General features: G+C 52.6%; 15 protein-coding genes. 3 read left to right on the forward strand and 12 right to left on the reverse strand.

What is annotated here, in order from left to right; translation table 11 throughout:
* Positions 1 to 26: 26 nt before the first annotated feature.
* Positions 27 to 2732, reverse strand: a complete 2706-nt coding sequence (gene malT / locus FFT88_RS02650; protein ID WP_130217682.1) for an HTH-type transcriptional regulator MalT — start codon at positions 2730 to 2732, stop codon at positions 27 to 29.
* A gap of 623 nt (positions 2733 to 3355) precedes the next feature.
* Between malT and malP the strand changes: the two genes are divergently transcribed.
* Positions 3356 to 5749, forward strand: a complete 2394-nt coding sequence (gene malP, locus FFT88_RS02655) for a maltodextrin phosphorylase (protein ID WP_135405502.1) — start codon at positions 3356 to 3358, stop codon at positions 5747 to 5749.
* Between the two features lie 9 nt (positions 5750 to 5758).
* Positions 5759 to 7843: a 4-alpha-glucanotransferase gene (gene malQ, locus FFT88_RS02660; protein ID WP_135405503.1), complete on the forward strand. Its 2085-nt coding sequence runs from the start codon at positions 5759 to 5761 to the stop codon at positions 7841 to 7843.
* Between the two features lie 110 nt (positions 7844 to 7953).
* Here the strand turns inward: malQ and gntT are convergent, their stop codons facing one another.
* From gntT to gntX, 3 genes are all read right to left on the reverse strand, one after another.
* Positions 7954 to 9270: a gluconate transporter gene (gene gntT / locus FFT88_RS02665; protein ID WP_001131744.1), complete on the reverse strand. Its 1317-nt coding sequence runs from the start codon at positions 9268 to 9270 to the stop codon at positions 7954 to 7956.
* Between the two features lie 349 nt (positions 9271 to 9619).
* Entirely contained in the window at positions 9620 to 10195 is a 576-nt protein-coding gene (gene nfuA, locus FFT88_RS02670; RefSeq protein ID WP_000619389.1) for a Fe-S biogenesis protein NfuA, read from the reverse strand.
* Between the two features lie 58 nt (positions 10196 to 10253).
* Positions 10254 to 10937 (reverse strand): DNA utilization protein GntX, encoded by a 684-nt coding sequence (gene gntX / locus FFT88_RS02675; RefSeq protein ID WP_135405504.1) that lies wholly within the window; start codon positions 10935 to 10937, stop codon positions 10254 to 10256.
* A 37-nt stretch (positions 10938 to 10974) separates the two neighbouring features.
* Between gntX and bioH the strand changes: the two genes are divergently transcribed.
* A complete protein-coding gene (gene bioH / locus FFT88_RS02680; protein ID WP_130217674.1) occupies positions 10975 to 11745 on the forward strand; it encodes a pimeloyl-ACP methyl ester esterase BioH in 771 nt (256 codons plus the stop codon).
* A 14-nt stretch (positions 11746 to 11759) separates the two neighbouring features.
* Here bioH and FFT88_RS02685 read toward each other — a convergent pair whose 3' ends face one another.
* The 8 genes from FFT88_RS02685 to greB all read right to left on the reverse strand — a co-directional run bounded on the left by FFT88_RS02685 (position 11760) and on the right by greB (position 19708).
* Positions 11760 to 12128 carry a type II toxin-antitoxin system PemK/MazF family toxin gene (locus tag FFT88_RS02685; protein ID WP_130221387.1) on the reverse strand — a complete coding sequence of 123 codons (369 nt, stop codon included), beginning with the start codon at positions 12126 to 12128 and terminating at the stop codon, positions 11760 to 11762.
* A complete protein-coding gene (locus FFT88_RS02690; protein WP_135405505.1) occupies positions 12122 to 12391 on the reverse strand; it encodes an AbrB/MazE/SpoVT family DNA-binding domain-containing protein in 270 nt (89 codons plus the stop codon). The genes FFT88_RS02685 and FFT88_RS02690 overlap by 7 nt, the downstream gene beginning before the upstream one ends.
* A gap of 71 nt (positions 12392 to 12462) precedes the next feature.
* Positions 12463 to 13341: a recombination-promoting nuclease RpnA gene (gene rpnA / locus FFT88_RS02695; RefSeq protein WP_135405506.1), complete on the reverse strand. Its 879-nt coding sequence runs from the start codon at positions 13339 to 13341 to the stop codon at positions 12463 to 12465.
* Positions 13342 to 13544: 203 nt separating this feature from the next.
* The gene (gene feoC, locus FFT88_RS02700; protein ID WP_001306319.1) at positions 13545 to 13781 is read right to left on the reverse strand and encodes a [Fe-S]-dependent transcriptional repressor FeoC; all 237 of its coding nucleotides are present in this window, start codon (positions 13779 to 13781) and stop codon (positions 13545 to 13547) included.
* A 10-nt stretch (positions 13782 to 13791) separates the two neighbouring features.
* A complete protein-coding gene (feoB, locus tag FFT88_RS02705) occupies positions 13792 to 16113 on the reverse strand; it encodes a Fe(2+) transporter permease subunit FeoB (protein ID WP_135405507.1) in 2322 nt (773 codons plus the stop codon).
* 16 nt (positions 16114 to 16129) lie between these two features.
* Positions 16130 to 16357: a ferrous iron transporter A gene (gene feoA, locus FFT88_RS02710; RefSeq protein WP_001200455.1), complete on the reverse strand. Its 228-nt coding sequence runs from the start codon at positions 16355 to 16357 to the stop codon at positions 16130 to 16132.
* A 456-nt stretch (positions 16358 to 16813) separates the two neighbouring features.
* Positions 16814 to 19135: a Tex family protein gene (locus tag FFT88_RS02715; RefSeq protein WP_135405508.1), complete on the reverse strand. Its 2322-nt coding sequence runs from the start codon at positions 19133 to 19135 to the stop codon at positions 16814 to 16816.
* Between the two features lie 96 nt (positions 19136 to 19231).
* Positions 19232 to 19708 (reverse strand): transcription elongation factor GreB, encoded by a 477-nt coding sequence (greB, locus tag FFT88_RS02720; RefSeq protein WP_000856744.1) that lies wholly within the window; start codon positions 19706 to 19708, stop codon positions 19232 to 19234.
* Positions 19709 to 19771: the final 63 nt, after the last annotated feature.

The raw sequence follows: 19771 nt of genomic DNA on the forward strand, positions 1-19771 counted from the left end.
GGATCTGGCGCGTTATCCGGCTAAATTCACACTCCATACCCCATCATCTTCAGCAGTTTCTGCGCGTGTTGTACCGCAGCCTGGCGGTGGGCGACGCCGAGTTTCTGATACAGGTTGCGGATATGCGTCTTGATAGTGGTCGCTGCGACTTCCAGCTCGCCCGCAATTTGTTCGTTGCTGTAACCGGAGTAAATCAGCCCCAGTACTTGCCATTCACGTTGTGTCAGCGGGCTGGTGCGGATAAGTTCTGGCACTTCCGGATGATTTAGCAGACGTTCAACGAAACTCTCATCGAAATGGGCGAATTTATGTCGATGATGTTGATTGATTTCCCGCAGAATACGCTGCGCGCGGTGCTGTTCCAGTTCCGGCAGCGTATTAAGCTGAATCAGCTGGCGCAGTTGTTGCGCCATCGCTTCGCCTTCAATGACAAAATGACTGATAAATCCAGTGCGGTTTGCCAGTTTTAATGCATCCAGCAGCACACGCTGGGCGTCGCTTTTACGCCCGGCTTGCCAGTACAACTGATTGAGTAAAAGCAGGTTACGGTTGAGGTCGCTCATTAACCGCAGACTGCGGGCGTTTTCGTTCAGTTCTTCGAGGACTATTTCCGCCGGTTCAAACTCGCCCAGCAAGATTTGTGCGCGGGCAATGTTGCGCCATTGACCTTGCAGGAAGTGGTTATTGGCAAATTCCGGCTTCGCAGTATGGCTCAGCCAGTTGGCGGCAGCCGCTTTATCTCCGGTCATCTGCCAGTAAATCACGCGAACTTTGTTGGCGTTAGAGATCCAGTCGCTGTGATATTTGCCATTCCCCAGCAGGTTTTCCAGACGGTTAAGCTGGCTACGGGCATTATCTAAATCGCCACGGGCCAGCGAGCATTGAATCAACATTGCCAGGCATTGAAGCTGTTGCTGCGGCTGATAAGACGACAAGACTTCAATCCCGCTACGCGCCGACGCTTCGGCTTCATCCAGTCGCGCCCAGGCCCATAGCAGCTGTGCACGGATGCGCACCAGAAACTCATGCATCGGCAACTGTTCCAGATGCTGCTCGTTTATCAACTGGAACGCTTTTTCCTGTGTTTCCCACGCGGTTTGCAGGAACCCTTGGGCAAACAGAATTTCACTTTGCTGGATTAAACTCCACAAGGCGTAGTGCCAGACATCGTGCTGGCGCGCCATTTGTTCGGTTTGCTGCATTAACGCCAGTGAGCGGGTCAATTCGCCTTTGCAGTGCAACACTTCGCCAAGCACGGAGGTTGCCACAATGCGGCTGTAGAACCAGCCCGGGGGCAGTTCTTCCAGCGCCAGTTTTGCCAGCCGCTCGGCTTCATCCGGATTGCCGTCGTTAATAGCCACCTGGGCGCGCAGAGCGTTAAATTCTGCGTGCATGGTACCTTCTCTGATGTCCTTGATCTCATGCTCGGCACGCGCCAGCAGGGTGTTCACTTCGCCATAGCGATGTTGGCTTTGCATCAGCCACGCCTGCAACAACACCAGCTGTGGGTTTTCCAGCAGGCTGTCCCACGGCAGGGCGTTGAGCGACTCTTCCAGCAGTGACAGTTCGCTATGGTTGAACAAACTCCAGGCGTGATTAAGCAGAATATCGCGCAGCATCAGCGCGTCGCCTGCGGCCAGCGCATGATGAATAGCTTCGCTGGGAAAACCTTGCGCCATCCAGCTTTCTGCGGCAGCACGGTGAATTTCCGGCAGTTCCGCCGCCAGTTCCCACTGGCAGCGCTGGCGCAGGAAGTTGCCAAACAACGGGTGATAGCAGAACCACTCGCCGGTATCATCCATCCGTTGCAAAAACAGTCCCTGACGTTCAATTTCTTCGAGGCGCATTTGCCCGTTGTCTTCACCGGTCACGCGGGTGATTAGCGCATCGTTCATCGAGCGTAAAATGGCACTTTTCAGTAGAAAATGGCGCGTCGCCAGATCAACGTTATCCAACACTTCATCGACCAGATAATCAGAAAGATGGCTGGCATTAATGCCCGCCAGGCGACGTGCGGATTTGTGCGCAGAGTGGGTATTCTGTCGGACGGAGAGGGCGATTAATTGTAAAGCCGTTGCCCAACCAGAAACGTCATCGCAAATCCGGCTACTTTCAGCGGCTTCAATGGGCGAAGACAGACGGCAATCAAAAAACTGCTTGGCTTCCTGGTGGGTAAACGCCAGTTGCTGGCTGCCAATTTCCAGCAGTTGGTCACGTACACGCAAATTGGCAATACCCAGTTGCGGAAGATTGCGCGACAAAACCACCAGGGTCAGATTTTCTGGTTGATGACGAATAAAGAAGCGCATTGACTCGTGAATCACTGGGTTGGTGATCAGATGATAATCGTCAATAACCAGGTAGAGCGGCTGGTGCCACTCTGCCAGTTCGATAAACAGTTGGGCAAAAAGTGAGGATAGACTGGCATATTGCCGCTTTTGCGCCATCACTTCACTGGCGGGGCAATGCCCGTTGGTGGCCTGTTGAATTGCGGCAATCAGGTAGCTGGCGAAACGTTCTTGCTGGTTATCGCCGTCATCCAGCGAGTACCAGCCCAAATCGTTTTTGCCTGCCGCCCATTGGGATATGAGCGTTGTCTTTCCGTAGCCCGCAGGACTTGTGATCAGCACCAGCCTGAAGTTGTTCGCGCCGGAAAGTTTAGCCAGCAGGCGCTCACGAACCACGGTATGGTCGAGTCGAACCGGACGACTTAATTTTGACGGAATCAGCATAGTTAATCACTTCACTGTGGAAATTGAGGAAATATTATTTTTTTTGCGCTTCGTAATTAATGGTTATAAGGTCGGCCAGAAATCTGTGCAATGCAAGCGATGACGGTTTTTTATGTGTCTGAATTTGCACTCTGTCACAATTCAAAACCTTTATTAATGTTTCATCTTAAAACTACGCTGATCCAGCGTAGATACTGGATCTTATGGTGTTTTCTCGTGGTTCAATAGTGTTATTAAAGCAATGATGCTCCCTTAATTCATGATGAAAGGTCTATCTAAAAAGATGATCTTAATAAATCTATTAAGAATGAGATGAATCTCGATTGGTATTTCATTGCTGAAACTATTTCGCTGCTTTACTTAATTTATAGAGTGGCTTTCCGCTTTTTGATAATACGCAACGGCCCTTTCTTACTGTTAATCGTCAGTTTTCTGCGCGCTTTGGCACTGGGCCAGTGCTTTTGCAGTTGATTGCACTACCTTTAAGTGTTCGCGATCACATTTTCTTGCTCATCCCCGTCACTCCTCCCCGCCTAATCCCCAGTAGGATGAGGAAGGTCAACATGGAGCCTGGCAAACTAACGATAACGTTGTGTTTAATGTCTAAGAAAACTGGAACTCCTATGTCACAACCCATTTTTAATGAAAAGCAATTTCAGGAAGCCCTGTCACGTCAATGGCAGCGTTATGGTTTAACTTCGGCAGCTGAGATGACCCCTCGCCAGTGGTGGCAGGCAGTGAGTGAAGCGCTGGCGGAAATGCTGCGCGCCCAGCCTTTTGCCAAATCGACGACGAATCAGCGCCATGTCAACTACATCTCAATGGAGTTTTTGATTGGTCGTCTGACGGGGAACAACCTGTTAAATCTCGGTTGGTATCAGGCTGTTCAGGATTCGCTGAAGTCTTATGACATCAATCTGACAGATTTGCTGGAAGAAGAGACTGACCCGGCGCTGGGCAACGGCGGTCTGGGCCGTCTGGCGGCATGTTTCCTCGACTCAATGGCGACCGTCGGACAGTCCGCAACAGGCTATGGTCTGAACTATCAATATGGTCTGTTCCGTCAGTCGTTTGTTGACGGTCAACAAATGGAAGCGCCAGATGACTGGCATCGCGGTAACTATCCGTGGTTCAGCCATAATGAAGCGCTTGACGTGCAGGTTGGGATTGGTGGCAAGGTCACGAAAGACGGACGTTGGGAGCCCGCATTTACCATTACCGGCCAGGCGTGGGATTTACCTGTGTTGGGCTACCGAAATGGTGTGGCGCAGCCGCTGCGTTTATGGCAAGCGACACATGCGCATCCGTTTAACCTCACCAAATTCAACGACGGCGATTTCCTGCGTGCTGAACAACAGGGCATCGACGCTGAAAAACTGACTAAAGTGCTCTATCCGAACGACAACCATACTGCCGGTAAAAAACTGCGTCTGATGCAGCAATATTTCCAGTGTGCTTGTTCGGTTGCCGACATTCTGCGCCGTCATCATCTGGCGGGGCGTAAACTGCACGAGCTGGCAGATTACGAAGTCATTCAACTGAACGATACCCACCCGACTATCGCTATTCCGGAGCTGCTTCGTGTGCTGATCGATGAGCACCAGATGAGCTGGGATGACGCATGGGCAATCACCAGCAATACCTTTGCTTATACCAACCATACCCTAATGCCAGAAGCACTTGAGTGCTGGGATGAGAAACTGGTAAAAGCCCTGCTGCCACGCCATATGCAGTTAATCAACGAAATTAACAACCGCTTTAAGAAGCTGGTGGAAAAAACCTGGCCGGGCGATAAAGCGGTATGGGCGAAGCTGGCGGTGGTGCATGACAAACAAGTTCGCATGGCCAATATGTGCGTGGTAAGCGGCTTTGCGGTGAACGGTGTGGCGGCGCTGCACTCGGATCTGGTGGTGAAAGATCTGTTCCCGGAATATCACCAGCTATGGCCGAACAAATTCCATAACGTCACCAACGGTATTACTCCACGTCGCTGGATCAAACAGTGCAACCCGGCACTGGCAGCATTGTTGGATAAGTCACTGAAAAAAGAGTGGGCTAACGATCTCGATCAACTGATTAATCTGGAAAAATTCGCTGATGACGAGAAATTCCGTCAGCAATATCGCGAGATCAAACAGGCCAATAAAGTTCGTCTGGCGGAGTTTGTGAAAGTCCGTACCGGTATTGAAATCAATCCTCAGGCGATTTTCGATATTCAGATCAAACGCCTGCACGAGTACAAACGCCAGCACCTGAATCTGCTGCATATTCTGGCGTTGTACAAAGAAATTCGTGAAAACCCGCAGGCTGACCGCGTACCGCGCGTCTTCCTCTTCGGCGCGAAAGCGGCACCGGGCTACTACCTGGCGAAGAATATTATCTTTGCGATCAACAAAGTGGCTGACGTGATCAACAACGATCCGCAGGTGGGCGACAAGCTGAAGGTTGTATTCCTGCCAGATTATTGTGTATCTGCTGCGGAAATGCTGATCCCGGCGGCGGATATCTCCGAACAGATCTCCACCGCAGGTAAAGAAGCTTCTGGTACTGGCAATATGAAACTGGCGCTTAACGGTGCGCTCACTGTCGGCACGCTGGATGGCGCAAACGTGGAGATAGCCGAGAAAGTCGGTGAAGAGAACATCTTTATCTTTGGTCATACCGTCGAGCAGGTTAAGGCGCTGAAAGCGAAGGGCTATGACCCGGTGAAATGGCGGAAGAAAGATAAGGTGCTTGATGCGGTATTAAAAGAGCTGGAAAGCGGCAAATATAGCGATGGCGATAAACACGCGTTTGACCAGATGCTGCATAGCCTCGGTAAGCAGGGCGGCGATCCGTATCTGGTGATGGCGGACTTTGCGGCTTATGTCGAAGCGCAAAAACGCGTGGATGTGCTGTACCGCGACCAGGAGGCCTGGACTCGTGCGGCGATCCTCAATACCGCCCGCTGCGGTATGTTCAGCTCGGATCGCTCAATCCGTGATTATCAGGCTCGTATCTGGCAGGCAAAACGCTAAGGAAGCGCGATGGAAAGCAAACGTCTGGATAAAGCCGCGTTGGCGGCGGGGATCAGCCCCAATTACATCAATGCCCACGGAAAACCGCAGTCGATTAGCGCCGAAACCAAACGGCGTTTGCTTGATGCGATGCATCAAAGTACCGCCACGAAAGTGGCGGTAACACCAGTGCCAAATGTCATGGTATATACCGCCGGGAAAAAAATGCCAATGGCGGTAGAGGGCAGCGGCGAATTTAGCTGGTTGCTGACCACCGAAGAAGGTACGCAGTACAAAGGCCACGTGAGCGGTGGTAACGCGTTCAATCTACCGACGAAGCTGCCGGAAGGTTATCACACGCTGACGCTTACTCAGGATGAACAGCGTGCTCATTGTCGGGTGATTGTCGCCCCGAAACGCTGCTACGAACCGCAGGCATTGCTCAACAAGCAAAAGCTGTGGGGGGCCTGCGTTCAGCTTTATACGCTGCGATCGGAAAAAAACTGGGGTATTGGGGATTTTGGCGATCTTAAAGCGATGCTGGTGGATGTGGCAAAACGTGGCGGGTCGTTCATCGGCCTGAATCCGATTCATGCGCTCTATCCGGCAAACCCGGAAAGCGCCAGCCCATATAGCCCGTCTTCTCGCCGCTGGCTGAACGTGATTTATATCGACGTCAACGCCGTTGAAGATTTTCAGCTTAGCGAAGAGGCGCAAACCTGGTGGCAGATGCCGACGACGCAGCAGACGCTGCAACAGGCGCGGGATGCCGACTGGGTCGATTACTCCACGGTTACCGCCCTGAAAATGACAGCATTGCGTATGGCGTGGAAAGGTTTCGCGCAACGTGATGATGAGCAGATGACCGCGTTTCGCCAGTTTGTTGCAGAGCAAGGCGACAGCCTGTTTTGGCAGGCAGCCTTTGATGCGCTACATGCCCAGCAAGTGAAAGAAGACGAAATGCGCTGGGGCTGGCCAGCATGGCCTGAGATGTATCAGAACGTGGATTCGCCAGAAGTGCGTCAGTTCTGCGAAGAACATCGCGATGACGTCGATTTTTATCTCTGGTTGCAGTGGCTGGCTTACAGCCAGTTTGCCGCCTGCTGGGAGATAAGCCAGGGCTATGAAATGCCGATTGGCTTGTATCGTGACCTGGCGGTTGGTGTAGCAGAAGGTGGGGCAGAAACCTGGTGCGACCGTGAACTGTATTGCCTGAAAGCGTCGGTTGGCGCGCCGCCGGATATCCTCGGCCCGTTGGGGCAGAATTGGGGCTTGCCGCCGATGGACCCGCATATCATCACCGCGCGCGCCTATGAACCGTTTATCGAGCTGCTGCGTGCCAATATGCAAAACTGCGGCGCATTACGAATTGACCATGTGATGTCGATGCTGCGTTTGTGGTGGATACCGTATGGCGAGACGGCGGATCAGGGGGCATATGTTCACTATCCGGTGGATGATCTGCTCTCGATTCTGGCACTTGAAAGTCAGCGTCATCGCTGCATGGTGATTGGCGAAGATCTCGGCACTGTACCAGTAGAGATTGTCGGTAAACTGCGCAGTAGCGGTGTTTACTCCTATAAAGTGCTCTATTTCGAAAGCGACCACGAGAAGACATTCCGCGCGCCGAAAGCGTACCCGGAGCAGTCGATGGCAGTTGCGGCGACACACGACCTGCCAACGCTGCGTGGCTACTGGGAAAGCGGTGATTTAACGCTGGGCAAAACGCTGGGGCTGTATCCGGATGAAGAGGTGCTACGCGGTTTGTATCAGGATCGCGAACTGGCGAAGCAGGGGCTGCTGGATGCACTGCATAAATACGGTTGTCTGCCTAAACACGCCGGGCATAAGGCGTCGCTGATGGCGATGACGCCGACGCTTAATCGTGGTTTGCAACGCTACATTGCCGACAGTAACAGCGCCCTGTTAGGGCTACAGCCGGAAGACTGGCTGGATATGGCGGAACCGGTAAATATTCCTGGAACCAGCTACCAGTACAAAAACTGGCGACGCAAGCTTTCCGCAACGCTTGAGACGATGTTTGCCGATGATGGGGTGAACAAGTTGATTAAGGATCTGGACAAGCGGCGCAGGGCGGCAGCGAAGAAGAAGTAGAGTACGTTTGATGCCGGATGCGACGCTTGACGCGTCTTATCCGGCCTACTAATTAATGCCGAATCGTAGGCCGGATAAGGCGTTCACGCCGCATCCGGCCATCAGTATTATCAAATCACCATATTCAGCAGCAGACAGCCAACCAGACCGCACACTGAGATAATGGTTTCCAGCATCGACCAGGATTTGATGGTCTCGCCGATAGTCAGGTTAAAGTACTCTTTGAACAGCCAGAAGCCCGGATCGTTCACGTGCGAGAAAATCACACTACCGGAACCAACCGCAATAACCATCAGCTCTGGGCTAACGCCTGTCGTTGCAATCAGCGGTGCCGCGATACCCCCCGCAGTGATTGCCGCAACGGTTGCGGAACCCAGCGCGATACGCAGTACGGCAGCAATCGACCATGCCATCAGCAGCGGAGAAATGTTGGTTTCGTGCATCATGGAAGCAATGTATTTGTCCACGCCGCTGTCTACCAGCACCTGCTTGAACGCACCGCCACCACCGATAATCAACAGCATCATCGCGATGATTTTGATGGAAGAAACCAGCGTGTCGTTAATCTGATCCATTGAACGGCCACGGTTCAGACCAAAGGTGAACATCGCAATCAGCACAGCAATCAGCGTTGCCATTACCGGGTCACCGAGGAACTCCGCCACCGGCAGGAAAGCGTGACCTTTCGGCAGGATCATTTCGGCAATCGCACGCATCGCCATCAGCACAACTGGCACCAGAGAAGTCCAGACGCTGACGCCAAAGCTAGGCATCTCTTCTTCACTGAAGGTTTTCGCGCTGTACAGACCTTCCGGGATTGGCTTATCGATACCTTTCAGCACGCGAGCGTAAACCGGACCAGCAAGAATAACGGTCGGGATTGCCAGAATGGTGCCGTACAGCAGGGTTTTACCCATGTCGGCCTGGAAGATGGTGGCAATCGCAGTCGGACCCGGATGCGGCGGCAGGAAACCGTGAGTAACAGACAGCGCAGCAGCCATCGGTACACCAACGTACAACAGTGGAATATTCGCCGCTGCAGCGATAGTGAACACCAGAGGCAGCATCAGTACGAAACCCACTTCATAGAACAGGGCAAAACCAACGGTGAAACCGGTCAGTACCACTGCCCACTGGATGTGCTTTTTACCAAATTTGGCAATCAGCGTGGTGGCGATACGTTGTGCACCACCGCAGTCTGCCAGCATTTTGCCCAGCATCGCGCCAAAACCCATGATCAGGGCAAGGCTGCCGAGCGTACCGCCGACACCGGCTTTGATTGAGCCAATAACTTTATCCAGTGGCATACCTTGCATTAATCCAACAGCAAGCGCCACCAGGACGAGAGCGATGAAACCGTTCATTTTGAAGCGGATCATCAGGAGTAATAACAAGATTACACCGATAGCAACAATGACTAATGGCATGATTTACCTGGCCTTTCATTTGTTATGGGTAACGTCAGGCTTCTGACGATAAATTCTGATCGTCCCAACTGGGAACAGAGATATAACAGCACCATGGCTGACGACTTCTAAAACTAATTAGTGTAGTCAGATGTTATGAGTGTGTTTGGTGCCCATGTAAATGATACGGGTAACATTGCGTGCTTGAGAATCACCAGAGCGGGGTAAATTTAAATTATGAGAGGTTGGTCATATTATCGCGGGGAAACGAAGGGATGGATTTGCCGAGTCAATGTAGAGCCAATGCCTGGCAGACGGCCCGATAAGACGCTTTAGCGTCGCATCGGGCTATCTACAAAAGAGGGGTGACTTAGTAGTAAGAGTGCTCGCCGCGCTGGTGTTCGGTGAGATCGCGTACACCTTTCAGCTCCGGGAATTCGTTCAGCAGCTGCTTCTCGATCCCTTCTTTCAGCGTCACATCGACCATAGAACAACCGTTACAGCCGCCGCCGAATTGCAGAATGGCGTAACCGTCTTCGGTGATTTCCATCAGCGAAACGCGACCACCGTGACCGGCAAGTTGCGGGTTGATCTGCGATTGCAGCATATACTCCACACGCTCCATCAGTGGCGCATCGTCAGCCACTTTACGCATTTTGGCGTTCGGGGCTTTCAGTGTTAACTGGGAACCCAACTGGTCGGTAACAAAGTCGATCTCTGCATCTTCCAGGTATGGCGCGCTTAACTCATCAACATACGCAGTCAGCAGGTCAAATTTCAGGGCGGTGTCGGTGGCTTCCACAGCGTCCGGCGGACAATAAGAAACGCCACATTCAGCGTTAGGCGTGCCAGGGTTAATCACAAATACGCGGATTTGTGTCCCTTCTTCCTGGTTTGCCAGCAGTTTGGCAAAGTGCGCTTGTGCAGCATCGGAAATACGGATCATAGTAATGGCCTAATAGTTGACTATTTTAGTTGGTTATAATACGCCCATCATCGAGGCTCTACAAGGTTCGACAAAGGCACCAGACCTGGACTGTCGCCGCACCATTGCGTAAAAGCAGCTGCGCAATCTCTGCGACGGTACTTCCGGTGGTAACGACATCATCCACAATCACCATATGGCGACCTTGCACAGGCAATTCAAGGCGAAAAGCATTTTTCAGGTTGCGCTTGCGCAGCCGGGCACTGAGAAAATGCTGGATAGCGGTGGCCCGTGTTCGTACGACGGCTTCGCTATCCCACTGGCAGTGCAACCAGCGTGATAACGGCTGACACAGCAAATCGCTCTGATTAAATCCCCGACGCCAGTGACGCCGCTGCCATAACGGAACGCTGATGATGCGATCCGGCAGTTGTAATCCGGTAGTCCGACGGGCGTGTAAGACTTCCAATAGTAACAGACGTGCCAGGGCGCTGGCGATTTCACTACGTCGCGAAAACTTAAGTTGGTGGATGAGCGGACTTAATGGCGGCGCATAGTTGGCGACCGTGACCAGTCTTTGCCAGGACGGCGGTTTTTGCAGGCAGCGACCGCAAGGAAGATGGGAGTGTGTGGCGGGTAATCCACATTGTGGGCATAACGTTTTATCTGTACGGGCGGCGCGTGAACAGACCGAACAAATCCCCCAATGACCTAACGCCAGCGGCATTCGGCATAGCCAGCATAATCCCGGTACTGTTAGCATATGTTCATCCTTGTAAGTCAAAAGAGAACAATAGCGGATGAATAACATCTGGTGGCAGACCAAAGGTCAGGGGAATGTTCATCTTGTGCTGCTGCACGGATGGGGACTGAATGCCGAAGTGTGGCGTTGCATTGACGAGGAACTTAGCTCGCATTTTACACTGCACCTTGTTGACCTGCCCGGCTTCGGGCGCAGCCAGGGATTTGGTGCGATGTCGCTTGCTGAGATGGCAGAAGTCGTGCTGCGACAGGCACCAGATAAGGCCATCTGGCTGGGCTGGAGTCTGGGTGGACTGGTGGCAAGCCAGATTGCGTTAACCCATCCCGAGCGTGTTCAGGCGTTGGTTACCGTGGCATCGTCACCGTGTTTCAGTGCTTGTGACGGCTGGCCTGGGATAAAACCGGACGTGCTAGCAGGTTTCCAGCAGCAACTGAGTGAAGATTTTCAGCGGACAGTAGAACGGTTCCTTGCGTTACAAACCATGGGTACAGAAACGGCACGCCAGGATGCGCGAGCGCTGAAGAAAACCGTTCTGGCGTTACCGATGCCGGAGGTTGACGTGCTTAATGGTGGGCTGGAAATTCTGAAAACGGTCGATCTCCGTCAGCCGCTGCAAAACGTACCTATGCCGTTTTTGCGATTGTATGGCTATCTCGACGGTCTGGTGCCGCGCAAAGTGGTGCCGATGCTGGATAAACTCTGGCCGCACAGCGAGTCATACATCTTCGCCAAAGCGGCCCATGCGCCGTTTATTTCGCATCCGGACGAGTTTTGTCACCTGCTGGTGGCATTGAAGCAGAGGGTGTAGGCAGGAAGTGAGGGTTACTGTTGTGGGTCGATTATATTCACCAGTTTACCGATCACCTCACTAATCAATGCTTCATCGGCAACAGTATGAAATTTAGCGCCACGGGCAATAAGATCGACGGCTTTCAGCTGGTGACAAAGCACAACGCCATGCAGGTTACCGGTTTGCGTATCATGGGGGAGGACGTTCACCGTCACCCCTGTGGAACGTGCTGCATTTGCCCCTGTTGAAATCGGACAGCACATAGCAACTTTTAAAACATTGTTGAGTTCTTTGTCTGTTACCACAATGCAATAATGTGGCCCCCGAAGTTCATGCCCGGCAACCGGATCAGGGTTAAAATACCAGATCTCACCACGATGTGGCGTCCGTGCCTTTACCATGCTTCATTACCTTTTTTCCCTTCAGCCCATCCTTCTGTGGACTGATTTAGCTCCGTAATTTCGCTTTCATCGATCTGACTCAACAACTGCGCGACGGTAAGACGCCCACGTGGTTTGTGCTCTGTTGCGCGCAAATTAACGCTATCGCCTTTTTTCTCCACGGTAAGCTCTGTGCCCGGTGACCAGCCAAGGTCGATGGCAACATCTCGTGGGATAGTAACGATCATGGCTCCTCCTTGTTGCCGTAATTTCACTGTCTGCATATCAGTTCCTAAGTGCTACTTTGTGTTACACGTAAGATAGCACAAAGTAGCACTTAAGCAGGGGATAGTGTCTACTGGCTCGCCGCAGCCAATTCTTCCTCTGACAGCCCGGTAAATCGCAGAACGTCCTCAAGAGGGACTCCGGCATCCAGCATGGTTTTGGCAATAGCACGTATACCTTTCTGAAACCCCTCCTGCCGCAATCTTTCCGCAATAGTCATTAAACTCTCCTTGTGTTTTGGTGAACGTTCGGTAACGCCGTCGATAAAATCGTTAAAACGTACCGCGTCGCCGGTTTGCAGTATGTAATTAAACAGCCCTTTGATTTGTCTGTCATTAGCGTATCCACTACTTAATAAGCAGGCCATTTGCTCTACCAGCCCCATCAGGTCGCGTTGGCGTATATGTTTTTGAATTAACTCCAGCAGCGCCATGCGTCGGTGCTGCATGATTTCATCATCAGGCATGACGGTGACATCAATCAGCGGAAATGCAGAGGCATAAAGCTGCCTGGCCAGGTTGGGATCGGCGAAACAATCCAGCCAACACAGCGAATAGGGATAGGGGCTTTCAATACCGTGGTAAAACAACAACGGCACCACCATCGGCAACGTTTTGTATCCGGCATCAAGGTGGTTTTGCATTGCGGCAATGGCGTAGCGCATCATGCGAAATGCGATCAGTTTGTTTGAGGTGCTTTGATGTTCAATCAGGCAATAGATGTATCCTGGTCCTTGTTCCGTTTTCACCGACCACAGCACGTCGGAGTAGCTTTCACGCAGATCGTCATCAATAAAACTGCTCGACTCCAGCTTGAGGGTTTTCATATCACAGAGCGCGTGAATGGGGGCCGGTAAATGGAACGCAAGAAAATCGCGTGCCGTGTCCGGTTGGCGTAAAAAGAGTTTGAACAGTGCATCGTGTGGGGTGGAACTCTGCTTTTTGCTCATGGCGTTCCTTCACCTGTTGTTTGAATGCCGCGACTCTACGCGCCACTCCACACCTGTGCATTAGCCAGTTTTCATCCCTGCGAGACACTTTCAGAGGAACTTCCGTCGTGCTGCAAGAATTGCATTTTTATGGAAAGCCGCACGCAAAAAAAGCCCGGTTGCAAACGCATACCGGGCTTTTCAAAACAGGCGGTGGAGTATGGTTAACGCAGCGCCCACCACTCGCGCAGGCAGGCTTTGCCTTCCGGGCAGCTTTTACAACTGCCAGAGAGGCAGCCGTCAGGTTCTTCCTGAATCCGCACGGCTTTGCCCATACTTTCCAGCTGTTGCAGCATGGCGTTAATCATTGGCTGCGGAGTGTTCAATGCCTGGCTTATCTGGGCCGCTTCCATACGACCCCGTAACGCCAGCAAATCACGCACCTGAATGAGCGAAGCCATTGCTGTATCCTTAGTGGCAATCGCCAGTGGTGCTGGCTGCACAGCAACTGCTTACCGACTTGCGCGTTGCCAGCAGTTCGATATCCACCCGGCTACGCGCGCGGCGCAGCAAACCGATAACCACGATGTTAAACAGGATAACCGCCAGAATGCATACCAGACTGTAGGTTGGATGCTGGCTGTAGCTGGCGACTTGATAGAACAATGTTGCCAGCGAGTAAGCGATATTCAGCCCCCACAGGATGGAGAAGCCCATCCAGCCACGGCTTGATTCACGCGCGATAGCACCCATCACCGAGATGCACGGTACATACAGCAGGACGAAAATCAGGTAGCTGTATGCGGCAGCTGCGCTACCGAATTTCTGATCCATCACGCCCATCGCCCCGGTACCCATTTCGCCGTCGCCTTTGCTCGCTTCAATCGGGTTCATCAGTACGCTAAGGCTGAAGGTATCTTTCAGGCTCTGCCAGGTTTCATCTACCGCACTGAACAGCTCTTCACCGAGGTTAAATTCCGCCGGATTGAACTCTTCGTCCTGAATATTTTCTGCGGTGTAGAGGGTGTTGAGCGTACCCACCACCACTTCTTTCGCCATGGCACCTGTAAACAGGCCAACCGTTGCCTGCCAGTTATCTTCATGTACGCCAATCGGCTTGAAGACCGGGGTGATCACCCGGCTGACGGAAGCCAGCGCCGAGTCGTTGATGTTATCGACGATTTTTCCGCTCAGCGAGAAGCTGTTGAAAGCGCTCAGGAAAATGCTGACGATGATAATCACTTTACCAGCACGCAGAACGAAGCCTTTCAGACGCTGCCAGGTCTGGATAATCAGACTCTTAACGTGTGGTACATGGTAGACCGGCAGCTCCATGACAAACGGCGTCGCTTCACCGCGCATGATGGTGTACTTGAGCATCAGGCCAGTCAGCACCGCCATCACGATACCCAGCATATACAGCGAGAAGACCGCCAGCGCGCCGTTCTGCCCGAAGAAGGCAGCCGCAAATACTGCGAAGATAGCCAGACGTGCGCCGCAGGACATAAACGGTGCCATCATAATGGTCATCAGGCGTTCACGCGGCGCATCAAGAGTTCGCGCGCCCATTACCGACGGTACGTTACAACCGAAACCAACGATCAGCGGTACAAAGGATTTCCCCGGCAAGCCCAGCGCCTGCATCAGACGGTCCATCACAAACGCCGCACGCGCCATATAACCGGAGTCCTCGAGGAAGGAGAGGAACAGGTACATCATGCCGATCTGCGGCACCAGCGGCAGCACGGTGTTAATACCGCCGCCCAGGCCCTGGGCGAGGAAGATAGTCAGCCAGTCCGGGAAGTGGAGCGTGTAGCCAATCCACTGAATACCATGCACAAATAGCGCCACGGAGCCGACGTCAAACAGCGGCTGTAACGCCCCGCCGATGTTGATAGCGAGCAGGAACATCAGGTACATCACAAAGAGGAAAATCGGCAGACCGAGGAAACGGTTGAGCACGATTTTATCCACTGCCGTGGTGAAGCGACTGGGTTCTGCCGTCAGCGTGTTGCTTACCACATCGCAGATAGCAGCAATACACTGGTAACGCGCATCGGCAATATGCAGCGCCGGATCGTCCATCTCATTACGCAGACGGGCGAGGGCGGCATCCAGATGCTGCGACGCTTCACCGGCGTAGGCGCGGCTGTAGATATCGCCTTCCAGCATTTGCAGACCCAGCCAGCGACGCTGTTTGAGCGGAATGTCGGACGGCATCACTTTTGCCAGTGAATCTGCTTCGTTGAGCAGCGGCTGTGCGTAATGCACCAGTTCTACATTGTCGTTGGCTCTGTAGCGGTCAATCGCCAGTTTCAGAGCTTCGATACCGCGACCACGCGTGGAAACCAGTGGAACTACCGGGCAGCCAAGACGCGCCGACAGCGCATCAATTTCAATGCGAATATTTTGCTTCTCGGCAATGTCGAGCATGTTCAGCGCCACGATGCAGGGAATACCGAGTTCCAGCAGTTGTAGCGTCAGATACAGGTTACGCTCAAGGTTAGACGCATCCACCACGTTAATCAGCAGATCGGCGTCGCCACTCAAAATGTAGTGGCAGGCGATTTGCTCGTCCAACGACGTCTGCGATGAAATAGTAGTCAGAGAATAAGTACCGGGCAGATCCACCAGCGTGACCTGATGATCGGTGGTGGAAAATTGACCCTCTTTACGTTCGACGGTAACGCCGGCCCAGTTTCCTACACGCTGACGTGCGCCGGTGAGCTGGTTAAATAAGGTTGTCTTGCCAGAATTTGGATTACCAATTAAGCCAATGGTTAATTTTTTCATTGTTGTTATCACCGTATTAACAGGAAACCGCTTCCACTTCTAATAAGGCCAGATCTTTTTTCCGTAATACCAGGCTTACACGACGGGTTTCGATATGAATGGGGTCGCCGAGTGGAGCGACGCGCACCACATTAAAAGAGGAGCCAGGTAACATGCCAAGAGAAAGCAGTTTTTGGCGATATGCCGGGCTGATTTCACGGGAAAAGCCAGTGATTTTCCACGCAGTATCTGGAGTGTATTGCATAGGTGCCTACTTGTTTCTCATTAACTGGATAACTACCTCATGGGGCGTTTGACAGCGACATGAGACCAGATGATTTGCCAACGAAGGAGAGATTAAATAATCAACAGTACAATGATAATGAGAATGGTTTCTATCAGCAATACTTAAAATGTGTGCGAATGTTGGTTTAGATAATAATCTGACTCAATGTTGATGTGGCTCAAGGTTATATCGCAGCCAAAATATAATTCGAATGACGAATTATTAGGGCGGGTTAATGTTTAATTAAGGTTTCAGTTGTTAATGAGGTGATAAATATTAACGAAATATAGTGTGAGTTTGGCTGTGGAATAAATATGCCGGAGAATATCTCCGGCATATTTATGTCAGGCAGGGCGTTCGTTGGCAGATGCGGCGTGAACGCCTTATCTGGCCTACGATTTCGTGCAAATTTGAACCGTAGGCCAATCAGGGTGTTTAACGCTTTTTACCCATTGCTGCCGCCAGCGCATCCATCATCGCGCTATTACCGGCAGGCTGCGCTTCACGCCCACGCGGTTTGGCTGCCGGGCGGTTGTTTTGCGGGCGATCGTTACCGCCGCCGCGACGAGCGTTGGTTTCGCCAGGCTGCTCGTCCAGACGCATGGTCAGGGCGATACGTTTACGCTGAAGATCCACTTCCAGCACTTTCACCTTCACAATGTCGCCCGCTTTCACCACGGTATGCGGATCTTCCACAAACTTGTTCGACAAAGAAGAGATGTGAACCAGGCCGTCCTGATGTACGCCGATATCAACAAAAGCGCCAAAGTTGGTGACGTTGGTCACCGCGCCTTCGAGGATCATACCCGGTTGCAGGTCGTTCATTGTCTCGACGCCATCGGCAAACTGAGCGGTTTTAAATTCCGGACGCGGATCGCGACCCGGTTTTTCCAGCTCTTTGATGATGTCGGTTACCGTCGGCACACCGAATTTCTCATCGGTAAAATCAGACGCTTTCAGATTACGCAGTTCACTGCTGTTACCCATCAGATCTTTCAGCGCCTGCTGTGTTGCTGCCAGAATGCGTTCCACCACCGGATAGGCTTCCGGGTGAACGGTAGACGCGTCCAGCGGGTTATCGCCGTGGTTAATGCGCAAGAAGCCCGCGCACTGTTCGAAGGCTTTCGGCCCCAGACGGCTCACTTTTAACAGTTGCTGACGGTTCTGGAACTGACCATTTTCATCGCGCCAGGCCACGATGTTTTGCGCCATCATGCGCGTCAGGCCCGCCACGCGAGTTAACAGTGGAACAGAAGCGGTATTCAGATCAACGCCAACGGCGTTTACGCAGTCTTCTACTACTGCGTCCAGTTTGCGGGCCAGTTGCGTCTGGCTGACGTCATGCTGATACTGACCCACGCCGATAGATTTCGGATCGATTTTCACCAGCTCCGCCAGCGGATCCTGCAAACGGCGGGCGATAGATACCGCGCCACGCAGCGAAACGTCGAGATCCGGGAACTCCTGCGCTGCCAGTTCGGAAGCCGAGTAAACCGACGCGCCTGCTTCGCTGACGATCACTTTCTGCGCGGTAACCTTCGGGAACTGCTTCTGGACATCAAGATAGAAACGCTCGGTTTCGCGGGAAGCCGTACCGTTACCGATCGCTACCAGTTCAACATTATGTTTTTCACACAGGGCGGCAACGGTCATCGCCGCCTTTGCGGCCTGCCCGGTATGCGGATAAATGGTATCGGTCGCCACCAGTTTACCTGTCGCATCGACTACCGCCACTTTTACCCCGGTACGCAGACCCGGATCGAGGCCCATCGTCGCACGCAGTCCGGCAGGGGCCGCCATCAGCAGATCGTGCAGGTTACGGGCAAAGACATTAATCGCTTCATCTTCCGCACGTTCGCGCACGGTGCCCATCAGTTCGGTTTCCAGATGCATCAGCACCTTGATGCGCCACGTCCAGCTCACCACGCCTTTGCGCCAGCTATCCGCCGGGGCATTGTTCAGGCGCAGGCCGAGATGATCCATGATGATTTGCTCGCAATAGCTCTCTTTTGGCGGCTCGTCGAACTGCGGATCGGCATTCAGCGAAAGCTGGAGTATGCCTTCGTTACGCCCACGGAACATCGCCAGCGCACGGTGCGAAGGCACCGTTGACAGCGGTTCGTGATGATCGAAATAGTCGCGGAATTTCGCCCCTTCCTCTTCTTTACCGCTCACCACCGTAGAAACCAAATGCGCGTTTTTCCACAGATAATCACGCACTTTTGCCAGCAGCGCGGCATCTTCGGCAAAGCGTTCCATCAGGATATAACGCGCGCCGTCCAGCGCGGCTTTGGTATCTGCCACGCCTTTATCGGCATCAACATATTGTGCAGCGGCGACTTCTGGCATGTGTGATGGATCGCTCCACAGCAGGTCAGCCAACGGCTCAAGCCCTGCTTCAATGGCGATTTGCCCGCGGGTACGACGTTTCGGTTTGTAAGGCAGGTAGAGGTCTTCGAGTTCGGTTTTGCTTAGGGTGGCGTTGATGGCATTCGCCAGATCATCGGTGAGTTTGCCTTGCTCGGAAATGGACTTGAGGATCGCCTGACGTCTCTCTTCCAGCTCGCGCAGATAGCTCAGACGCGTTTCCAGATTACGCAGCTGCGTGTCATCCAGACCGCCGGTGATTTCCTTACGATAACGTGCGATAAACGGCACGGTATTCCCTTCGTCAAGCAGGCGAACGGCAGCGTCAACCTGTTCCGGGCGCGCCTGAATTTCACCCGCAATAATGCGGCAGAACGAATCATTCATCATGGTTTGAGTTCATCTTTTCGGATCAAAAATCAGGGGATAGTTATACGGACTGGCTGGCAAAAATGCCAGCCATCGGCAGGAGGTTAAGATTCTTCCTTACGGTTTCACGTACTCAATAGCATTAACATACCAGCTCGCTTCCCCGGCAGGGGTATTCACCACCGCCAGATCGCCGACTTCTTTTTTCAGCAATGCGCGGGCCATCGGGGAATCGATAGAGATGTAATCTTTACGGCCAAAGATTTCATCGTAGCCGACGATCCGGAAACGGTGAGTCACGCCATCGTCGTTTTCAATCTCTACCCACGCGCCAAAGAAAACTTTGCCTTCCTGCTGGGGCGAGTAATCGACGATTTTGAGATTTTCCATGCATTTAGTGAGATAGCGCACACGACGGTCGATTTCACGCAGGCGCTTTTTATTATACTGATAGTCAGCATTTTCGCTGCGGTCGCCCAGACTTGCGGCCCAGGTCACCTTCTTTGTGACTTCCGGGCGCTCTTCACGCCAGAGATAATTTAGCTCTTGTTTGAGTTTTTCATACCCTTCCCGGGTAACCAGGGGCGTTTTCATCTCGTTGATTCCCTTTGTCTGTTTGATAATGCGCACATTGGGTATAACGTGATCATATCAACA

It is taken from the genome of Escherichia sp. E4930, from assembly GCF_005845405.1.
Taxonomy (GTDB): Bacteria; Pseudomonadota; Gammaproteobacteria; order Enterobacterales; family Enterobacteriaceae; genus Escherichia.